The organism is Kitasatospora sp. NPDC056651 (assembly GCF_042792155.1).
GTDB lineage: Bacteria > Actinomycetota > Actinomycetes > Streptomycetales > Streptomycetaceae > Kitasatospora.
In genome coordinates, this window is sequence record NZ_JBHTWX010000146.1 from 1 (window position 1) to 19,721 (window position 19,721).

Sequence of the window (19,721 nt, forward strand, 5' to 3'; positions counted from 1 at the left end):
GGCCCGCCCTGCCGGGAGGCGGGGCGGGCCGCGGCGTTGCCGGAGCCGTCCGGGCTCAGCGGCCGGCCTTCAGGATGGAGGCGACGGCCGGGCCGGCCGCGTCCACACCGTGGCCGCCGCCCTGGACCTCGGCGGCCACCGCGAGGTTGCCGCGGAAGGCGGTGAACCAGCTGTTGGTGACGGACGCGCCCTGGACCTCGGCGGAGCCGGTCTTGGCACCCGCGTTGTCGGTGATCCCGGCCATCACCTGGCTGGCCGTGCCGCCCGTGGCGGTGGCGTTCATCATCGCGCGCAGCTTGGCGGCGACGTCCGGCGAGATCTGCCGGGCGGCGGCCTGCTGCGGCAGACCGGCGACCAGGATCGGCTGCTTGAACGCCCCGCTCTGGACGGTCGCGGTGATCGAGGCGATGGCCAGCGGGTTCATCTGGACCTTGCCCTGGCCGATGTAGTTCATGGCCTGCTCGTCCTTGCTGCCCGGCACCGCCGGGACCTTGCCGTCGGCGTTCGGCAGGCCGGTCTTCCACTCCAGGCCGATGCCGAACGCGTCCTTGGCGATGCCGGAGAGCGTGTCGGGCTTGAGGCTGGTCAGGCCCTGGTTGATGAAGGCCGTGTTGCAGGACACCATGAAGTCCTGCTGGAGCGTGTTGTTCGGGAAGGCGCCCGGGAAGTCGTTCGGGATCGCCACCGCGTTGCTGCTCTTCTCCGGGCAGGCCACCACGGTGTCCGGGTTGATCCCGTTCTCCAGCAGCGCCGCCGAGGTGACGATCTTCATCGTCGAGCCGGGCGCGAGCAGCCCGGTGAAGGCCCGGTTCTGGCCGGTGGCCGGGGAGTTGGCGAAGGCCAGCACCTGACCGGTGCTCGGCTCGACCGCCACGATGGAGCCGGGCTTGCCGCCCAGGTCGGTCATCGCCTTCTCGGCGGCGGCCTGGAGGGTGTTGTCGATGGTCACCTTGAACGGCTTGCCGGGCTTCGGCTCGACGATGGTGAACAGCTTGTCCTGGGGGCCCTTGCCGGACGGGTCGGAGACCACCACCGCGCTGCCCGCGTCCTGCTCCTTGTTCGGGTCCGGCGGCAGCAGCTTGTTGGCGTTGTCCTGGAGGGTGCTCATCAGCGCCGCTGTGAGCGAGGTGCCCTGGATCGGCTTGCCGTTGCGGTCCACCACGGTGGACGGCGGGGCGAAGACCGGCTGGACGGCGATGGTCTCGTTGCCGGACAGGTGGGGGTGGATCACCGACGGCGCCCAGTGCACGGCCGGGGTGTTGTCGCTCATCTTCACGACGCCCAGGAAGCCCTGGTAGTCCCAGACCCGGCTGGTGCCCGCGAACTCGGCGCGCGCCTTGTAGGACATCAGCTTGCCGGTCGGCCCGGGCGTGGCGGTGGCGGACGGCGTGTCGTCGGCGCCCGGTGTCGCGGAGGCCCCGGCGGACGGCTTGGCGGGCGGGGCGGGGGTGCCGGTGGCGGCGGAGAAGACCTGCTGGGTGGTCTCGCCGAACGGGGTGAGGGTCAGCGCGCTCGGCTTGACCTGGTCCCGGAAGGCCGTCAGGGCAGTGGTGGCGGCGGCCGGGTCGTCGGTCAGCGAGGCCGCCTTGGCGATGTCGCCGGCCTGCCAGGCGGTCAGGAAGTCCTTCATGCCGGCGGTGGCCTGCTCGGTCGTCGGCGGTTCGGCGACCACGGTGCGCGGCTTCTTGGCACCGGAGCCGCCGCCCGAGTCGCCCACCAGGCTGTACACGCCGTAACCGCCGCCCGCGAGGACGGCGATGGACACGCCGGTGATGATGCCGATCTTCGCGCCACTGCGCATGGTGCAGGTCCCCCAGGGGTCTCGCGGCCGGGCGCAACCGGCGGGGCCGGAAACGCGGTACCCCACCACCCTAGGCAGCGCCGATCGGTGCGTCGGCGAATGGACCGGCACTTGTGACGGATCTGGTACGTGCCCCGCACCGGGTGCGGACGATTCGTGGGGACCGGGTGTGCGCCGGGCCGGGGAGGGTCAGATCCAGGTGGTGAACCACATCCGGCGGCGCCAGTCCTCCAGCGGGATGGTCTGCCCGGTGAACAGCGGATAGAAGAACAGGAAGTTCCAGACGATCAGCAGGACCAGCAGGCCGGCCGCCGTGGAGCCGATGATCCGGCGGTCCCGGGAGGCGTCGGCCGGTCCGATCAGGGCGCCGATCAGCATCGTCACCGCCAGCACCAGGAACGGGACGAAGGCCACCGCGTAGAAGAGGAAGATCGTCCGCTCCTGGAAGAGGAACCAGGGCAGGTAGCCGGCCGCCAGGCCGCAGAGCAGCGCGCCGGCCCGCCAGTCCCGCCGCAGCACCCACCGCCACAGGCAGTAGACCAGCGCCGCGATGCCCGTCCACCACAGCAGCGGGGTGCCGATGCCCAGCACCTCGCGGGCGCAGTCGGCGGCGGTGCAGCCGGCCTGGCCGGCCTTGGGGGACTCGTAGAAGAAGGACACCGGCCGGCCCAGCACCAGCCAGGACCACGGGTTGGACTGGTAGGTGTGGGGGTCGCTCAGGCCGACGTGGAAGTCGTAGACCGTCGTGTGGTAGTGCCACAGGGCGCGCAGGCCCTCGGGTATCCACGGGAAGTCGGTGCTGCGGCCGACCGCCCAGTCCCGGCCCCAGCCGCCCTGCCCGGGGGCGGTGCTGCTGGCGAACCAGCCCCACCAGGAGGCGATGTAGGTCGCGACCGAGACCACGGCGACCGAGACGAAGGCCGGCACCACGTCCCGGGCGAGCACGGTCAGGTAGGGGCGCGGGGCACCGGCCAGCCGGCGGGCGCCGACGTCCCAGAGCACGGTCATCAGGCCGAAGGCCGCCAGGACGTACAGGCCGCTCCACTTGGTGGCGCCGGTCAGGCCGACGCAGACGCCGGCCGCGATCCGGTACGGGCGCCAGCCCAGGTTCAGCCGCCGGGCGAGTTCCGGGTTCGCGACGCCGCCCAGCTTCTCGGCCAGCAGGGCCCGGGTGCGGTCGCGGTCCAGCGCCAGGAAGCCGAAGGCGGCGAGGGTCCAGAACATCACCACCAGGTCGAGCAGGGCGGCCCGGCTGAGCACCAGGTGCAGGCCGTCCACCGCGAGCAGCAGGCCCGCCACGCAGCCCAGCAGGGTGGAGCGGAACATCCGGCGGGCGATCCGGGCCAGCATCAGCACCGACAGGGTGCCGAGCAGGGCCACCGCGAACCGCCAGCCGAAGGGGTTCATGCCGAACAGCTGCTCACCCACGCCGATGATCCACTTGCCCACCGGGGGATGGACCACGTACGAGGGCGTCGCCCGGTACGGGACGGCCGCGCCCGGCGTCATGATCGTGGCGTTGGCGTCTTCCGGCCAGTTGATCTCGTAGCCGCCGTGCCAGAGCGCGTAGGCGTCCTTGGCGTAGTACGTCTCGTCGAAGATGATCGCGTGCGGCTGGCCGAGGTCGGTGAACCGCAGGATCCCGGCGAACACCGCCACCGCGACCGGGCCCAGCCAGCCGGCCCAGCGGCAGAGGAAGTACCAGAGGCCCTGCGGCAGCGAGAGGCCCATCCGCAGCAGCAGCGGGGACTGCGGCACGTCCCGGGGCGTCACCCGGGGGCCGTCCGGCATCGGCGGGGCCAGCCGCTCGGTGAGCGTCGCCCCGGGCCGGGCGGTGTAGCCGTACCGGGCCAGGCGTTCGCGCCAGCCGGCCGGCCCGGCCTCCGGTGAGCGGGGGGACGGCAGGCCGACGCCGCCGACCGCGGAGTGGTCTGTACCAGTGGGCGTCTGCGCCGCCGTGTCGCCGTTCATCCGCCACATCGTAGGGGCGCTCTTCGCACGTGTGACCGCTCCCTCGGAAGCTGACCGAATCGTCACCAAAAGCTCCGGCGGCGGGCAGCTGCAAGGATGGGGTCCGTGACAGGAGTACTCGTTCTCGCAGGCACCCCCATCGGCGACGTCTCGGACGCCCCGCCCCGACTGGTCCACGAACTGGCCACGGCGGACGTCATCGCGGCGGAGGACACCCGCCGGCTGCGCCGGCTCACCCAGGCGCTCGGGGTCACCCCGGCCGGCCGGGTGGTCTCCTACTTCGAGGGCAACGAGGTCGGCCGCACCCCCGAACTGGTCGAGGCGCTGCTCGGCGGCGCCCGGGTGCTGCTGGTGACCGACGCCGGCATGCCCTCGGTCTCCGACCCCGGCTACCGGCTGGTCGCCGCCGCCGTCGCGGCCGACCTCAAGGTCACCGCCGTGCCCGGCCCCTCGGCGGTGCTCACCGCGCTCGCGCTGTCCGGCCTGCCGGTGGACCGCTTCACCTTCGAGGGCTTCCTGCCCCGCAAGACCGGTGACCGGGCCCGGCAGCTCGCCTCGATCGCCGCCGAGCCGCGCACCATGGTGTTCTTCGAGGCGCCGCACCGGATCGCCGAGGCGCTGTCCGCGATGGCCGAGGCGTTCGGGCCGGAGCGCCCGGCCGCCGTCTGCCGCGAGCTCACCAAGACCTACGAGGAGGTCAAGCGCGGCCCGATCGGCGAGCTGGCCGCCTGGGCGGCCGAGGGCGTCAAGGGCGAGATCACCGTCGTGGTCGCGGGCGCCCCGCCGGCCGCCCCCGAGGAGCTGACCCCGGCCGAGCTGGCCCGGCTGGTGGCCGTGCGGGAGGAGGCGGGGGAACGGCGCAAGGAGGCCATCGCGGCCGTCGCGGTGGAGCTCTCGCTGCCCAAGCGGGAGGTCTTCGACGCGGTCGTGGCGGCGAAGAAGGAGGGGCTGGAGGGAGGCCCGAAAAAGGGGTGAACACCGGGGGTTGCGATGCTCACGGGGAGTCGTACCGTGGAGAGAAGGCCCCGGTTAAACACCCGCTGAGCTGAAGTTTCGGTCGCACTCCCCGGACCCCACGAGGATTTTCGTATAGGTCTGACCAACGTGCATCCAAGTCTTCACAAGCGGGGCGTCGGCCGGGGCGGTCCGGGCATTTCCTGGAAGGGAAAGACCCAGCCGGGCGAGCGCCCGGCGGGCGCTGGGAGACGGCCATGAGCGATGTTGTCGGTAGCCCCCGCAATGGCAGCGCACTGAGCACCGCCGGCCTGGCCGGCCGGCCGCACACTCCCGTCGAGACCGTACGGGAGGCCTACTCCTTCGCGTGCCTGCGCTGCGGGTACGGCTGGGAGCAGGCGTACGACATCGAGCACCACGTGGCCAAGGACGGGCACGTCGTGTTCGAGTACCACGCCAACGGCGTCCGGGTGCCGTCACCGCTCCTCCAGCCGGCCTGCCCGGGCTGCGGCGGCCACACGGTGCGGATCATGCGCGAGGGCCGGGTCGCCTCCGCCGACCAGGCCTGGCAGCACGCGCCCGGCTACCCCGCCCACGCCGAACCGGCCGGGGCGCCCCCGGCGGCCGAGCCCACCCGGCCGCGCGGGCGCTGGGCCCGGTTCTGGTCGCGGCTGCTCGGCTGACGGGGGAGGGACCGCTCCCGGCCGGGAGACAACTCGGTCGAGGGCGGTCCGCGCGCCCGACTAAGCTTTCCGACCATGGCGGCCACTGCAGACCACAGCACCACCGGGGCGAGTGCCCCGGCGTACTACGTTTCCACCCCGATCTACTACGTCAACGATCGCCCGCACCTGGGCCACGCGTACACCACCGTGGCGGGCGACGTCCTCACCCGCTGGCACCGCCAGCGCGGCGAGAAGGTGTGGTACCTGACCGGCACCGACGAACACGGTCAGAAGATCATGCGGACCGCCGAGGCGAACGGCGTCACCCCGCAGGAGTGGTGCGACAAGCTGGTCGAGGAGGCCTGGAAGCCGCTCTGGCAGCACCTGGAGATCGCCAACGACGACTTCATCCGCACCACCGAGGACCGGCACACCGCCCGGGTGCAGGAGTTCGTCCAGGACCTGTTCGACAAGGGCGAGATCTACAAGGGCGGCTACTCCGGCCCGTACTGCGTCGGCTGCGAGGAGTACAAGCTCCCCAACGAGCTGCTCGACGGCGCCACCGAGGGCGAGAAGCTCTGCCCGATCCACAAGAAGCCGGTGGAGTGGCTGGAGGAGGAGAACTACTTCTTCCGCCTGTCCGCGTACACCGAGAAGCTGCTGGAGTTCTACTCCGAGAACCCCGGCTTCATCGCTCCCGAGTCCGCCCGCAACGAGGTGCTGCGCTTCGTCGAGCAGGGCCTGCAGGACCTCTCGATCTCCCGCTCCACCTTCAACTGGGGCGTTCCGCTGCCCTGGGACGAGAAGCACGTCCTGTACGTGTGGGTGGACGCGCTGCAGAACTACATCACCGCGGCCGGCTACGGCAGCGACCCGGAGCGCTTCGCCGAGCTGTGGCCCGCCTCCGTCCACCTGGTCGGCAAGGACATCCTGCGCTTCCACGCCGTCATCTGGCCCGCCATGCTGATGGCCGCCGGGCTGCCGCTGCCCAAGCGGGTCGTCGCCAACGGCTGGCTGATGGTCGGCGGCGAGAAGATGTCCAAGTCCAACCTGACCGGCATCGCGCCCACCGACCTCACCTCGCACTTCGGCGTGGACGCGTACCGCTACTACTTCCTGCGGGCGATCCCGTTCGGCACCGACGGCTCGTTCTCCTGGGAGGACTTCACCGCCCGGTACACCTCCGAGCTCGCCAACGACTTCGGCAACCTGGCCTCCCGGGTCGCCGCGATGGTCGGCAAGTACTTCGGCGGGACGCTCCCGGCCGCCACCGCCGCGGGCGAGGCCGAGCAGGCCGTCGCGGACGGGCTGGCCGCGGCCGTCGCCGCCGCCGACGCCAAGATCGGCGAGGAGCTGGACTTCGCCGGCGGCCTCGCGGCGATCTTCGAGTTCGTCAAGCAGGTCAACGGCTACCTCACCACGCAGGAGCCGTGGAAGGTCGCCAAGGACGAGTCCGAGGAGGGGCAGGCCCGCCTGGCCACCATCCTCTACACCGCCGCCGAGGCGCTGCGCGGCACCGCCGTGCTGCTCAACCCGGTGATGCCGTCCACCGCCGAGAAGCTGTGGGCCTCGCTGGGCGCCGCCGAGGGCCTCGGCGCGCTCGCCGACCAGCACGTCGCCACCACCGCTGACTGGGGCCGGCTGCCCGTCGGCGCCACCGTCACCAAGGGCGAGATCCTGTTCCCGCGCCTCGAAGAGAAGCCGACCGCCTGACCATGGCCAAGAAGGACGACGACCGGTCGACCCCGCCGCCGCTGCCGGAACCCCTGGCCGTGGCGGTGGCCGACTCGCACACCCACCTGGACATGCAGGCCGGCACCCCGGACGAGGGCCTGGCGAAGGCCGCCTCGGTCGGGGTCACCACGGTGGTCCAGGTGGGCTGCGACGTGCCCGGCTCGCGCTGGGCCGCCGACCTGGCGGCGCGGTACGAGCAGGTGCACGCGGCCGTCGCCCTGCACCCCAACGAGGCGCCGCGGATCTTCCTCGGTGACGCCGACGGGTGGTCCGGACAGCAGCGGCTCGCGGGCGGGCAGGCGGCGCTGGACGAGGCGCTCGCCGAGATCGACGCGCTGGCCGCCCTGCCCCAGGTGCTCGCCGTCGGCGAGACCGGCCTGGACTACTTCCGCACCGGGCCGGAGGGCGTGGAGATCCAGAAGGAGTCGTTCCGCCGCCACATCGAGATGGCCAAGCGGCACGGCAAGGCCCTGGTCATCCACGACCGGGACGCCCACGAGGACGTCATCGCCGTCCTGCTGGCGGAGGGCGCCCCGGAGCGCACGGTCTTCCACTGCTACTCCGGTGACGCGGAGATGGCGAAGATCTGCGCCGAGCACGGCTGGTACCTCTCCTTCGCCGGCCCGGTCACCTTCAAGGCCAACCAGCCGCTGCGCGACGCCCTGCTCGCCACCCCGCTGGACCGGATCCTGGTCGAGACCGACGCCCCGTTCCTCACCCCGCACCCCTACCGCGGCCGCCCGAACGCCCCGTACCTGATCCCGGTCACGGTGCGCTCGATGGCCGCGACCCTCGGGCTGCACGAGGACGAGCTGTCGGCGGCCGTCGCGGCGAACACGGCGCGGGCCTTCGGGTACTGAGGGCCGGGTCTGAGGACTCCGTTCGCCACTCCCACCCGCCCGTCAGGCTCGGGCGCATGTGGTGCGAGCGGACGGATCCGCCGTCCCACGGCTGGACCCACGAGCGGCTCGAGGACGTGGACCCCTCTTCGCGTGGGACTTCGCCCGGCACGAGGGCGTGCTCCGCACCTCGGTGCCGTACCCCGTGGAGATCGATCTCGTCGAGGCCGTCGAACTCCGAGGGCTCCCCGCGCCCGTATCCTTGGCGCGTGAGCACCACCGACCCCACCCCTGACAGCCGCCCCCAGCCTCCGGCCGGGGGGACCCCCCTGCTGGGCAGCGCCGACATCCGGGAGCTGGCGGCCGCGTTCGGCGTGAAGCCGACCAAGCAGCGCGGGCAGAACTTCGTCATCGACGGCAACACCGTGCGGCGGATCGTCCGGGCCGCCGAGGTGACGGAGCAGGACGCGGTGGTGGAGGTCGGGCCCGGGCTCGGCTCGCTCACGCTGGCGCTGCTGGAGGTGGCGCGGCACGTCACGGCGGTCGAGATCGACCCGGTGCTGGCGCGGCACCTGCCGGACACCGTCGCCGCCCGGATGCCCGACAAGGCCGGCTCCTTCGACCTGGTGTTCAGCGACGCCATGGAGGTCACCGAGCTGCCCGGGCCGGCGCCCACGGCGCTGGTCGCCAACCTCCCGTACAACGTGGCCGTGCCCGTCCTGCTGCACATGCTGGCGACCTTCCCCAGCATCGAGCGCACCCTGGTGATGGTGCAGAGCGAGGTCGCCGACCGGCTCGCCGCCAAGCCGGGCAACAAGGTGTACGGCGTCCCGTCGGTCAAGGCCAACTGGTACGCCGAGGTGAAGCGGGCCGGTGCCATCGGACGCAACGTGTTCTGGCCCGCCCCCAACGTCGACTCCGGGCTGGTCTCGCTGATCCGCCGCGAGCCGCCGAAGACCACCGCCAGCCGCCAGGAGGTGTTCGCGGTGGTCGACGCCGCGTTCGCCCAGCGGCGCAAGACCCTGCGCGCCGCGCTGGCCGGCTGGGCGGGCTCCGCCGCCGGGGCCGAGCAGGCACTCGCGGCCGCCGGCATCGACCACAAGCTGCGCGGCGAGATGCTCACGGTGGAACAGTTCGCCGCGATCGCCGAGCACAAGCCTGATGTCGCCGAGCACGAGCCTGCCGTCGTCGAGCACAAGCCTGCTAAGGACACTGTGTGATCACCGTACGGGTTCCGGCCAAGGTCAACGTCCAGCTGGGGGTCGGCGGCCTGCGCGCCGACGGCTTCCACGACCTGACCAACGTCTTCTTCGCCGTCGCCCTCGGCGACGAGGTCACCGCCTCGGCGGGAGAGGGCGTCACCCTGAGCTGCACCGGCCCGGACGCCGCCGTCGTCCCGCTGGACGACAGCAACCTCGCCGCCCGCGCCGCCCGGCTGCTCGCCGCCCACCACGGCATCGCCGACCCGGGCGTGCACCTGCACATCGCCAAGGCCATCCCGGTGGCCGGCGGCATGGCCGGCGGCAGCGCCGACGGCGCGGCGGCGCTGGTCGCCTGCGACGCGCTGTGGAAGCTGGACACCCCGCTCCCGGTGCTGCTGGAACTGGCCGCCGAACTCGGCTCCGACGTGCCGTTCGCCCTGCTCGGCGGCGTCGCGCTGGGCCGCGGCCGGGGCGAGATCCTGGAACCGCTGGCCGTCGAGGGCACCCACCACTGGGTCTTCGCGGTCGCCGCGGGCGGCCTGTCCACCCCCGCCGTGTTCCGCGAGTGCGACCGGCTGCGCGAGGAGGCCGGCACCGGCTCCAGCGACACCGACGTGCCCACCCCCGAGGCCGACCCGGCGCTGCTCGCGGCCCTCGCCCAGGGCGACACCGTCGCCCTGGCCGCCGCGCTCGCCAACGACCTCCAGCCCGCCGCGCTCTCGCTGCGCCCCGCGCTCGCCGCCACCCTGCGGGTCGGCACCGAGGCGGGCGCGCTCGGGGCGCTGGTCTCCGGCTCCGGGCCGACCTGCGCCTTCCTCGTCAAGGACGCCGAAGCGGCCGCCGCCGTGGCCGCGGCGCTGCGGGCCTCCGGCACCTGCCGGACCGCACACGCCACGCACGGGCCGGTGCCGGGCGCGTCCGTGGTGGCGGGCTGAGGCGCCCGGGGTGGGGGCCGCCGAGGTGTTCCGGGCGGGCTGACGCGGTGAAGGTGTTCCGGCGGGCCCATTAGGCTGGGGAGATCGGGGTGCCCCCGAGCGGGGTGCCCGGCCGTCGAGCCGTGGGCCGCCCCGAGACCCCCGAACCCAGGAGCGCAGCACACGTGGCCGTCAACCTCGCCACCATCGAGTCCGTCACGAAGGTCTACGGCACTCGCACCCTGCTGGACGCGGTCAGCCTGGGCGTCAGCGAGGGCGACCGGATCGGCGTCGTCGGCCGCAACGGCGACGGCAAGACCACCCTGATCCGGATGCTCGCCAAGCTGGAGGAGCCCGACGGCGGCCGGATCACCTGGAACGGCGGCCTCGAACCGGCCGTCCTCACCCAGCACGACTCGCTCGACCCGAAGGCGACCATCCGGCACGAGGTGATCGCCGACCGGGCCGACCACGAATGGCTCGGCGACGCCCGGATCCGCGACATCATCGAAGGCCTCTTCGGCGGCCTCGATCTGCCCGGCTTCGCCGACGGCCTGGACACCGTCATCGGCCCGCTCTCCGGCGGCGAGCGCCGCCGGATCGCCCTCGCCAAGCTGCTGCTCGGCTCCCCGGAACTGATCATCCTCGACGAGCCCACCAACCACCTCGACGTCGAGGGCATCAACTGGCTCGCCCAGCACCTGCAGAAGCGCCGCTCCGCGCTGGTCTGCGTCACCCACGACCGCTGGTTCCTCGACCAGGTCTGCACCCGGATGTGGGACGTCCAGCACGGCGAGGTGCACGAGTACGAGGGCGGCTACTCCGACTACGTCTTCGCCCGCGCCGAGCGCTCCCGGATCGAGGCCGTCGAGGAGCAGAAGCGCCAGAACATGGCCCGCAAGGAGCTGGCCTGGCTGCGCCGCGGCGCCCCCGCCCGCACCTCCAAGCCGCGCTACCGGATCGAGGCCGCCAACGCCCTGATCGCGGACGTGCCGGATCCGCGCGACAAGTCCGAGCTGATGAAGTTCGCCAACGCGCGGCTCGGGAAGACGGTCTTCGACCTGGAGGACGTGACCGTCAAGGCCGGCCCGAAGCTGCTGCTGGAGAACCTCACCTGGCAGCTCGGCCCCGGCGACCGGATCGGCCTGCTCGGCGTCAACGGCGCCGGCAAGACCTCGCTGCTGCGCGCGATGCGCGACGCGTACGCCTCGGAGGGCGACGTCCAGCCGACCTCGGGCGTGATCAAGGTCGGCAAGACCGTACGACTGGCGTACCTCTCCCAGGAGGTCGCCGAACTGGACCCGGCGACCCGGGTGCTCCAGGCCATCGAGCAGGTCCGCTCGCGGGTCGACCTCGGCAAGGGCCGGGAGATGAGCGCGGGCCAGCTGTGCGAGCAGTTCGGCTTCGGCAAGGACAAGCAGTGGACGCCGGTCGGCGACCTGTCCGGTGGTGAGCGGCGCCGGCTCCAGCTGCTGCGGCTGCTGATGGACGAGCCCAACGTGCTGTTCCTGGACGAGCCGACCAACGACCTGGACATCGAGACGCTCAACCAGCTGGAGGACCTGCTCGACGGCTGGCCCGGCTCGATGATCGTCATCAGCCACGACCGCTTCTTCATCGAGCGCACCACGGACACCGTCCACGCGCTGCTCGGCGACAAGAAGATGCGGATGCTGCCGAACGGCGTGGATGAGTACCTGGAGCGCCGGGCCCGGATGGCGGCCGCGGCCGCCGCGGCCGCTTCGGCGGCGGCTCCCGCGGCGGCTTCGGCCGAGACGTCCGCTGCCACCGCCGGGCTCTCCGGCGGGGACCTGCGGGCGGCGAAGAAGGAGATGCAGAAGCTGGAGCGGCAGATCGCCAAGCTGGACGAGAAGGAGTCCAAGCTGCACGCCCAACTCGCCGAGCACGCCGCCGACTTCTCCAAGGTCGCGGAGCTGGACGCGCAGCTGCGCGGGGTCCGGGAGGAGAAGGAGGAGCTGGAGATGAGCTGGCTGGAGCTGGCCGAGCAGGTCTGATTCCCTCCTGGTGGGCCCAGGGCCCAGGGGCCTACGCGCGGCGGAGGAGCGTTTCGAGCTCCTCCGCAGCGCGGCCCAGGGCGCTGCGCGTGGGGTCGTGCGGGGCGGTGGGGTCCGTCGGGGTCCCCGGGGCTGTCTGGTCCGTCGGGGTCCCCAGGGCTGTCTGGTCCGTCGGGGTCGCCTGGTCCGTCGGGTTCGCCTGGTTCGCCTGGTTCGCCTGGTTCGCCGGGGCCGTCGGGGCCGCCTGGTCCGTCGGCGGCTGGTGCGCCCGGGCAGCGGCCGTCAGCTCGTCCAGTGAGCGCCGGACCCGGTCGACCTCGGCCGGATCCGGCACCCGGCCGCCGTACCGGATCTGCGCCGCGAACGCCGCCACCGCGCCGCCCAGCCGCTCCAGCGCCGCCGTCGCCGGCAGCCAGAGCTCGGCCAGCCGGCCGGTGGGCGGCGGCTCGGACAGCCCCTGCCGCACCTCCTGGCGGGCGTCCGCCAGCGAGCGGTAGGCCGTGCGGCGCAGCCACACCTGGGCGGTGCCGGGCTCGGGTGCGGCGCGTTCGACGGTGGTGGCGTCCTCGACGACGGCGTCGAGGTAGGCGCGCAGGGCCGTCGCCGCGGCGACCAGCCTGGGCTCGATCCGGTGGCGCGGGCGCTCCGGCCACAGCAGGTAGCCGAAGAGCAGGACGATCACGCTGGCCAGCACGGAGTCCAGGACCCGGGGCCGGAACTCGGCGGCGCCGCTCTGCCCGCCGAGCTGCAGCAGGATCAGCGCCATCGGCGTCATCACCACGGTGTTCAGCCCGTAGTGCGCCGCCGTCGCGTACGGGAGCAGGGCCACGCAGAGCGCGGCCATCGCGGTCAGCGCCCACTCGTCGGTGGTGGCCGTCAGCAGCGCCGCGGTCACGGCCACCCCGAGCACCGTGCCGATCGAACGGCTCACCGCGCGCAGGAACACCGAACCGAGGTCGGGCTTGAGCACGAAGGCGATCGTCATGGGCACCCAGTAACTCTTGCTGAGCGGGTAGTTGGCGGTGACCGCCGAGCCGACCGCGATGCACAGCGCGACCCGCAGCCCGTACCGCGTCGACCCCCGGGACAGCAGCCGCGCCCGCAGCCGCCAGGGGTCCGGCGGGGGCTCGGGGGCGGTGCCGAGTCGCGCGTCACGGCCGGCCACGGTGTCGGCGGCGGCGCGCAGCGCCACGTCCAGGGCCTGCCGCGAGGGGGTGTCGGGCCGCCAGTCGGGGACGGCGACCTCGCCACCGCCCCGCCGCACGGCGGCCGCCAGCCGGTTCGGCACCTGCGCCACCTCCGGCGGGACGGGGCGGCGGGCCCACAGCAGCCCGGTGGCCGCCTCGGTGGCGGCGAGGGCGGCCTCGTACATCAGGCCGTGGCGGTCCCGTGCGCCTCGGTGGTCCCGCAGTCCCTGGCGGTCCCGCGTGCCTCGGCGGTTCCGTACGCCTCGGTGGCCCGTGCCGAGCAGGTCCTGGAGCTGGTTCAGGCGGGCCGTCAGCACCTGGCGCGACCCGGCCGCGCGCGGCCCGCCCAGGTCGGCGAGGGTGCGGCCGAGCGCGTCGTACGCGGCGGCCAGCGCCCGGTTGCGCGGGTCCGCGGCGGGCCGGTTCGGCGCACCCGCGGGCAGCCCGAGCAGCACCACGAACGCGGCGCCGACCGGCATCATCGGCGCCGCCGCCCACCACGGCTGCGGCAGCGGCATCCCGCTGCCCAGCGCGGCCGACACCAGCAGCAGCATCCCGGCCGCCGAGCCGCGCGGACCGGTCGCGCTCAGGGCGCCGGAGGCGAAGGCGGTCAGCGTCAGCGCGAGGCCGAGGGCCAGGCCGTCCACGTCGGCGTGCTGGAGGGCGGTGCCGATCAGCATGCCGACCGCGGAGGCGAGAACGGCCGTCCCGATCCGGGCCGCCCGCGGCCCAGCCGGCTCGGCGCGGTCGTTCATCGTCGCGTGCATCGCCCCGAGCCCGGCGAACACCCCCAGGTCCAGCCGGTGCGCCAGCAGCCCCACCGTCAGCGGCACCGCCATGCCCACCGCCGCCCGCGCCATCAGCCCCACCGGCAGGGGCGGCCGCGCGGGCCGTACGGCTCGGGCCCACCAGGCGGTGGCGTCGGGGGAGCTCATCGGGTCACGTCCATTCCGCGGCCTTGGGTCGCTGCTGTGCGACATTGCGCGGCAGATGGGGCGTACCGGGTCAGTCTAACCAGGGCCGTCCCGGCGGCCGGTACGTGTCAAGTTCGTACCGATCGCGTACGGGCGGGCCAAGGGCCCTGCCGGTCCGACAGGGGTGGTGGCTACGATGACGGAGGCGGTAGCCGTCCACAGGGCGGGCGGTGTGCCGACCAGGACGGTACGACCCAGAAGTTGACGGTGTGTTGCGGCCCGACGCCCCCCGGGAGGACCCGGGGCCGGCACGGCCGTACGGGGGAGAGGTGAACTGCTGTGGCAGGCAATGGTGCAACAAGTTCGGGGACGCCGACCCCTTCGGCAAGCCCTTCGCCCAGTCCGACGCCGACGCCCTCCGCGGGGCCTTCGCCGAGCCCGTCGCCGAGCCCGGCCCCGAGCCCGTCGCCCAGTCCCCCGGCGAGCCCGTCGGCGAGTTCCACGCCCGACCCTTCGGCGAGCCCCCCGCCCAGCCCTTCGAGCACCGCCCCGAACGGGCAGGGGCCCTCGAACGACCCGTCGCCGTTCGTGCTGGAGAAGAAGCTTCCGTGGCCGTTCGGCGGGGTGAACATCGCTCCCGTCGTCAGCACGATACAGACGAACGGCAGCGCCAGTGACCTGGTGTCGGCCTTCGGTAAGCAGGACGTCCAGGTAGAGCTCGACACGCTCAAGACGTTCGCCGGGAAGGTCGATGCCCTGCTCGCCGCGATGGAGGGATCTCCGGCCGCGCCCTACAAGCTTCAGGAGCAGAAGCTGACGGGCAAGAGCTTCGCGAGCGCGGACTTCGCCGAGGCGACGGACCTGACCACCGCCTACGGGAAGGTCCACGCCCAGCTCGTCCAACTGCACAAGGACTTCGCGGCGCAGATCCAGGCGATGCAGACGGCGGTCTCGAAGACGGCGAGCAACTACGCGACCAACGAGGACCACACGACGGCCGCGCAGAACGGCGTCGCGCAGAACGCGGGCTACACCACGGCGGCACCCGGGTCGGGCGACGGCAGGTACTGATGGTGGTCCGGGGAGAGTCCTACGGGGAGACGGGGAGCAAGTAGTGTCAGGCAGCACGAACTTCGAAGGCATCGAACACGCCCACCTGCGGAAAATGGTGGACAGCACGGATCCGGCGACGGTCCTCAGCCGCGGCACCCAACTGCAGTCGGCGGGCCGGGTACTGAGGGAACTGAGCGCGGCGCTCAAGTCGCACGTCGGCAACGTCACCTGGGAAGGCCCGGCCGCCGAGAGCTTCAAGACCTGGGTGAACAACCTGCAGCAGTCGGCGCAGATCATCGGCGACCACGCCACGACCGCCGGTGACGCGATGCACCAGGCCGGCGAGGCGCTCAGCACCGCCAAGGTCGCTGTGCCGGAGCCCCCGAAGACGGAGATCCAGGCGGTCGCCAAGTACAACGGTCAGCCGAAGGTCGTCAGCGTTCCCCAGAACGTCGTCGGTCAGACGTCCGACGAGTACATGAAGTCGATTCCGCCCCACGACTGGGTGACCTCGACGGAGTTCGCCGCGGCCAAGGCGAAGGTCGACAAGGAACACCAGGAAGCCGTTCTCCAGATGGAGAAGCTGGCGCAGGCGTACAGCGCGGCGACGACGACGCTGAACGGGATTCCTTCGGACGTGGTGCTGCCGGGGACTCCTGGCAAGGAGAGTAGTAGGAATGACATGTCGGATGCTTCGGGCGGCTCTGGCGGCTCCGCGGGCTCTGGCGGTTACGTCCGCAACCCTCGAACGGGTCTGAGCAGCACCGGTGGGAGTGTCCGGCCACCCGGTGGCGGCGGCAATGGCGGCGGAAAGGTCCTGCCCCGCGACCCGGGATCGGGCGGCCCCGTCCCGTCCGACCCGGGCAACACCCCGCCCCCGTACGGTGGCGGGGGCCAGCTGCCGCCCATGCCGCAGGACCCGGGCAACTCGATCCCGCCGTCCCACCCGCAGGACCCGGTCAACCGCCCGGGCACTGGCCTCGACAGCCTGCCCACGCCGACCCTTCCGACCCAGACCGGTCCGTACGGCCCAGGCGGCGGCCAGCTGCCGACGGACGGGCCGAGCACCCTCCCCGGGTACCCGTCCGGGCCGAACGGTCCGGGGGGCGGCCCCGGCATCCCCGGTGGCGGCCCGATACCCGGTATCCCGGCAGGGCCCGGCGGCGGCAGCATCCCGGCCAGGGGCGGCGGCGGTGGCTCCATCCCCGGCAAGGGCGGCGGCCAGATTCCGGTGCGCACGACCCCGTTCGGCGGCGGTCCCGGGCAGGGGAGGGGCGGTACCCCGGGTCTGCCCAGCGGGACGGTCTTCGGCGCCCGCGAGGCGGCGGGGCCGGGCGGTGGCCGGGTCGGCGGGCCGGCTGGCATGGGTGGGGGCATGCACCCCGGCATGGGCGGCGGCGCCCACGGTGGCGCGGTCGGCGCCGGCGGCGGCTCGCGCGGCGGCCGGGGTCTGTCCTCGACCACCGGCGGCACGGTCGGCGGCCGCAAGGGCCCGACTGCGGGCGGCGAGTTCACGCCCGGCGGTACGGGCCTGCGCAACCGTGCGGCGGGCGCCGCCGAGGGCGGTGCCCAGTCCAGGCAGAACGGCATGATGGCCCCCGGGGCCGCGGGCCACGGCAACCGCAAGGAACGCGACCGCCGCAAGCGGGCCGACTACCTCCACGAGGACGAGGAGACCTGGACCAACGGAACGCCGGAGAGCAACCCGGACGTGATTGAGTAGGACGGCAACGACTGCCCGGCCACTGGGCCTCCCCAGTGGCCGGGCAGGCTTGTTCGGGGCACGCTCCCCGGTCGACGGAGAGATTGACGAGGAGTTGTGATGGGGCGGACGAACGCGCGGGCGCGTTGGCGGGTTGCTGCTGCGGCACTTCTGGCGGCGGGAATCGTGGTCGGCCCGGTCGCAGCACCTGCGGTTGCCGAGGACACGATTCGGCAGCAGCAGTGGCACCTGGAAGCCATGCGAGCCCCCGAGATGTGGAAGGTGTCCAAGGGGCAGGGTGTCACGGTCGCGGTGATCGACAGCGGGTTCAAGCTTGATCACCCCGACCTGAAAGGACAGTTCCTGCCGGGCAAGGACTTCAGCGGAAGCCCCGATGGTGTGGGCTCGTTCGCGGATGGGCACGGCACGGCCATCGCCAGCCTCATCGCCGGGACAGGAAAGGGCAACGGCGGGACCGGTGCCCAAGGTCTGGCGCCAGGCGTCAATATCCTCCCATTGAAGATCAATACTGGAAAAGTTGGGACGCTTGTATCGACCGACTTCCTCGATCAGGTGGGGCAGTCCATTGCGTATGCGGTTGACCAAGGGGCGAAGGTCATCAATATCTCGCAGGGGATCGAGGCTGTGACGGCCTTCCCGGCTGATGTGGCGAAGCTGAACGGGATCATTGCGGGGGCTCGGGCGAAGGGAGTTCTGGTATTCGCCAGTGTCGGGAACGGGGCTGAGAAGGGGAACCTCGTCGAGTATCCCGGTGCGCTCCCGAATGTCATCGGCGTAGGGGCTTCGGATCACAACGGCACTGTCACTGCGGAGTCTGAGCGGGGGCCGCAAGTGGCACTTGTCGCACCCGGTATGGACATGATTTCCGCGTGCACCTCTTCAACGGGTTACTGCAAGAGCCACGGGACATCAGACTCGACCGCCTTGGTATCGGCCTCGGCGGCGCTGGTCTGGGCGGTCCACAAGGACTGGACGGCCAATCAGGTCCTGCGGGTCCTCATCAACACCGCGGGGAAGGCGAATGAAGGTGCTGCCCGGAATGACCTCATCGGCTACGGCGCGGTGCGGCCGCGCGTCGCGCTGACGGATCCGGGGGACCCGGGTCCGGCGGACGTGTCGCCGCTTCCGGCTGATGCGGTGATGCCGTCGGCGGCTCCGCAGCCGTCCGCGAGCGGGTCTGCTCCCGCGTCTCCTGCGTCGGCGGTGCCGGTTCCGGAGGGGAGTCCGACCGGTGAGGCCGTCGGCGCGTCGTCGGCGCAGCCTGTGGCGGGGAAGGCGTCCGGTTCGGGTGGCTCGTTGCCGGTCGTGGCGGGTGTGGTGGCCGGGCTGGTGGTGGTGGCCGGGGCGGTGTTCGCGGTGGTGCGGCGTCGGCGGAAGCCGGTCGGGGAGCCGGTGGTTCAGGCGCCGCAGGTCCCGCCGGTCCCGTCGGTCCCGCCGGTGCCGGTGCAGCAGCCGATGGGGGCGGTGCCGCCGCCTCCGCCGTCGTACCGGCAGCCGCCCGTTCCGCCGGAGGACAACCCGTACGCGAGGTAGTTCAGGCTGTGTGGGGGAGTCGGGTGGGGAACTGCTGGATGTGGGCTCGTCGGTCTGTGGCTCTTGGAGCCGCGAGCATGTGCGTCTTGGGCCTTGCGGTAGGTCCGGCCGTTGCCGAGGACGCGATTCGGCAGCAGCAATGGCATCTGGACGCGATGCACGCCCCGGAGATGTGGAAGGTGTCCAAGGGGCAGGGCGTCACGGTCGCGGTGATCGACAGCGGGTTCAAGCTTGATCACCCCGACCTGGAAGGGCAGTTCCTGCCGGGCAAGGACTTCAGCGGAAGCCCGGGTGGAGTCGGGTCCTATGCGGAGAACCATGGCACGCTGATGTCCAGCCTCATCGCGGGAACCGGCAAGTCGGATGGCGGAAAGGGCGCCTATGGTCTCGCCCCGGGAGCCAGGATTCTTCCGTTGAAGTTCGCCAACGGGTCTGAGCACGCGGTGGTTTCCGCTGACTTTCTGGATCAGATCGGGCAGGCGGTGACGTATGCGGTCGAGCAGGGTGCCAAGGTCATCAACATCTCGCAAGGAACGGCCGCCGTCACGACTTCTCCGGCTGATGTGGAGAAGCTGAACAAGATCTTGGCATGGGCCCGGGGAAAGGGTTCGCTGGTGGTCTCCAGCGTCGGAAACTCCGGAGACCAGGGGAACATCGTCGAGTACCCGGGAGCCCTGCCCAACGTGGTCGGCGTGGGAGCTTCGGACCGGAACGGCACTGTCACCGCCGAGTCCGAGCGTGGGCCACAGGTCGTACTTGTGGCTCCTGGTATGGACATGGTCGGTGCTTGTCCTGGCGCCACGGGGTACTGCAAGGGGCATGGCACGTCGGATGCGACCGCCGTGGTGTCCGCGTCGGCGGCTTTGGTGTGGTCGTTGCATCCGAACTGGACGGCCAATCAGGTCCTGCGGGTCCTCATCAACACAGCGGGGAAGCCGAATGACGGGTCCGGTCGCAACGACATCGTCGGCTACGGTGCGGTGCGGCCGCGCGTCGCGCTGACGGATCCGGGGGACCCGGGTCCGGCGGACGTGTCGCCGCTTCCGGCTGATGCGGTGACGCCGTCGGCGGCTCCGCAGCCGTCCGCGAGCGGGTCTGCTCCCACGTCTCCCACGTCTCCTGCGTCTCCTGCGTCGGCGGTGCCGGTTCCGGAGGGGAGTCCGACCGGTGAGGCCGTCGGCGCGTCGTCGGCGCAGCCTGTGGCGGGGAAGGCGTC

Annotated in this window: 14 protein-coding genes; 11 read left to right on the forward strand and 3 right to left on the reverse strand. The window is 72.4% G+C overall.

Annotated features, from left to right (window positions below):
• Positions 1 to 55 precede the first annotated feature (55 nt).
• Both ACFRAR_RS35480 and ACFRAR_RS35485 read right to left on the reverse strand, forming a co-directional pair.
• On the reverse strand, positions 56 to 1,801 hold the full coding sequence (locus tag ACFRAR_RS35480; protein WP_380703960.1) for a penicillin-binding transpeptidase domain-containing protein: 1,746 nt from the start codon (positions 1,799 to 1,801) through the stop codon (positions 56 to 58).
• Positions 1,802 to 1,990: 189 nt separating this feature from the next.
• Positions 1,991 to 3,772 carry a dolichyl-phosphate-mannose--protein mannosyltransferase gene (locus tag ACFRAR_RS35485; RefSeq protein ID WP_380703962.1) on the reverse strand — a complete coding sequence of 594 codons (1,782 nt, stop codon included), beginning with the start codon at positions 3,770 to 3,772 and terminating at the stop codon, positions 1,991 to 1,993.
• 105 nt (positions 3,773 to 3,877) lie between these two features.
• Between ACFRAR_RS35485 and rsmI the strand changes: the two genes are divergently transcribed.
• From rsmI to ACFRAR_RS35520, 7 genes are all read left to right on the forward strand, one after another.
• Positions 3,878 to 4,747 (forward strand): 16S rRNA (cytidine(1402)-2'-O)-methyltransferase, encoded by an 870-nt coding sequence (gene rsmI, locus ACFRAR_RS35490; RefSeq protein ID WP_380703964.1) that lies wholly within the window; start codon positions 3,878 to 3,880, stop codon positions 4,745 to 4,747.
• A 236-nt stretch (positions 4,748 to 4,983) separates the two neighbouring features.
• Positions 4,984 to 5,409: a hypothetical protein gene (locus tag ACFRAR_RS35495; protein ID WP_380703966.1), complete on the forward strand. Its 426-nt coding sequence runs from the start codon at positions 4,984 to 4,986 to the stop codon at positions 5,407 to 5,409.
• A gap of 75 nt (positions 5,410 to 5,484) precedes the next feature.
• Positions 5,485 to 7,104 carry a methionine--tRNA ligase gene (metG, locus tag ACFRAR_RS35500; protein ID WP_380703968.1) on the forward strand — a complete coding sequence of 540 codons (1,620 nt, stop codon included), beginning with the start codon at positions 5,485 to 5,487 and terminating at the stop codon, positions 7,102 to 7,104.
• A 2-nt stretch (positions 7,105 to 7,106) separates the two neighbouring features.
• Positions 7,107 to 7,985, forward strand: a complete 879-nt coding sequence (locus tag ACFRAR_RS35505) for a TatD family hydrolase (RefSeq protein ID WP_380703970.1) — start codon at positions 7,107 to 7,109, stop codon at positions 7,983 to 7,985.
• Positions 7,986 to 8,233: 248 nt separating this feature from the next.
• Positions 8,234 to 9,184, forward strand: a complete 951-nt coding sequence (rsmA, locus tag ACFRAR_RS35510) for a 16S rRNA (adenine(1518)-N(6)/adenine(1519)-N(6))-dimethyltransferase RsmA (RefSeq protein ID WP_380703972.1) — start codon at positions 8,234 to 8,236, stop codon at positions 9,182 to 9,184.
• Entirely contained in the window at positions 9,181 to 10,101 is a 921-nt protein-coding gene (locus ACFRAR_RS35515; protein ID WP_380703974.1) for a 4-(cytidine 5'-diphospho)-2-C-methyl-D-erythritol kinase, read from the forward strand. The genes rsmA and ACFRAR_RS35515 overlap by 4 nt, the downstream gene beginning before the upstream one ends.
• 164 nt (positions 10,102 to 10,265) lie before the next feature.
• Positions 10,266 to 12,095 (forward strand): ABC-F family ATP-binding cassette domain-containing protein, encoded by a 1,830-nt coding sequence (locus ACFRAR_RS35520; RefSeq protein WP_380703976.1) that lies wholly within the window; start codon positions 10,266 to 10,268, stop codon positions 12,093 to 12,095.
• 31 nt (positions 12,096 to 12,126) lie between these two features.
• On the opposite strand, the gene ACFRAR_RS35525 is transcribed toward ACFRAR_RS35520, so the two are convergent.
• A complete protein-coding gene (locus ACFRAR_RS35525) occupies positions 12,127 to 14,217 on the reverse strand; it encodes an FUSC family protein (protein ID WP_380703978.1) in 2,091 nt (696 codons plus the stop codon).
• A 567-nt stretch (positions 14,218 to 14,784) separates the two neighbouring features.
• On the opposite strand from ACFRAR_RS35525, the gene ACFRAR_RS35530 reads away from it, so the two are divergent.
• From ACFRAR_RS35530 to mycP, 4 genes are all read left to right on the forward strand, one after another.
• A complete protein-coding gene (locus tag ACFRAR_RS35530; protein WP_380703980.1) occupies positions 14,785 to 15,267 on the forward strand; it encodes a hypothetical protein in 483 nt (160 codons plus the stop codon).
• Between the two features lie 43 nt (positions 15,268 to 15,310).
• Positions 15,311 to 16,972, forward strand: coding sequence for a hypothetical protein (locus tag ACFRAR_RS35535; protein ID WP_380703982.1), 1,662 nt, complete (start codon positions 15,311 to 15,313; stop codon positions 16,970 to 16,972).
• A 99-nt stretch (positions 16,973 to 17,071) separates the two neighbouring features.
• Positions 17,072 to 18,505 (forward strand): S8 family serine peptidase, encoded by a 1,434-nt coding sequence (locus ACFRAR_RS35540; protein WP_380703985.1) that lies wholly within the window; start codon positions 17,072 to 17,074, stop codon positions 18,503 to 18,505.
• A gap of 86 nt (positions 18,506 to 18,591) precedes the next feature.
• Positions 18,592 to 19,721 (forward strand): type VII secretion-associated serine protease mycosin (mycP, locus tag ACFRAR_RS35545; protein WP_380703987.1); only part of this gene is annotated, 1,130 nt, incomplete at its 3' end.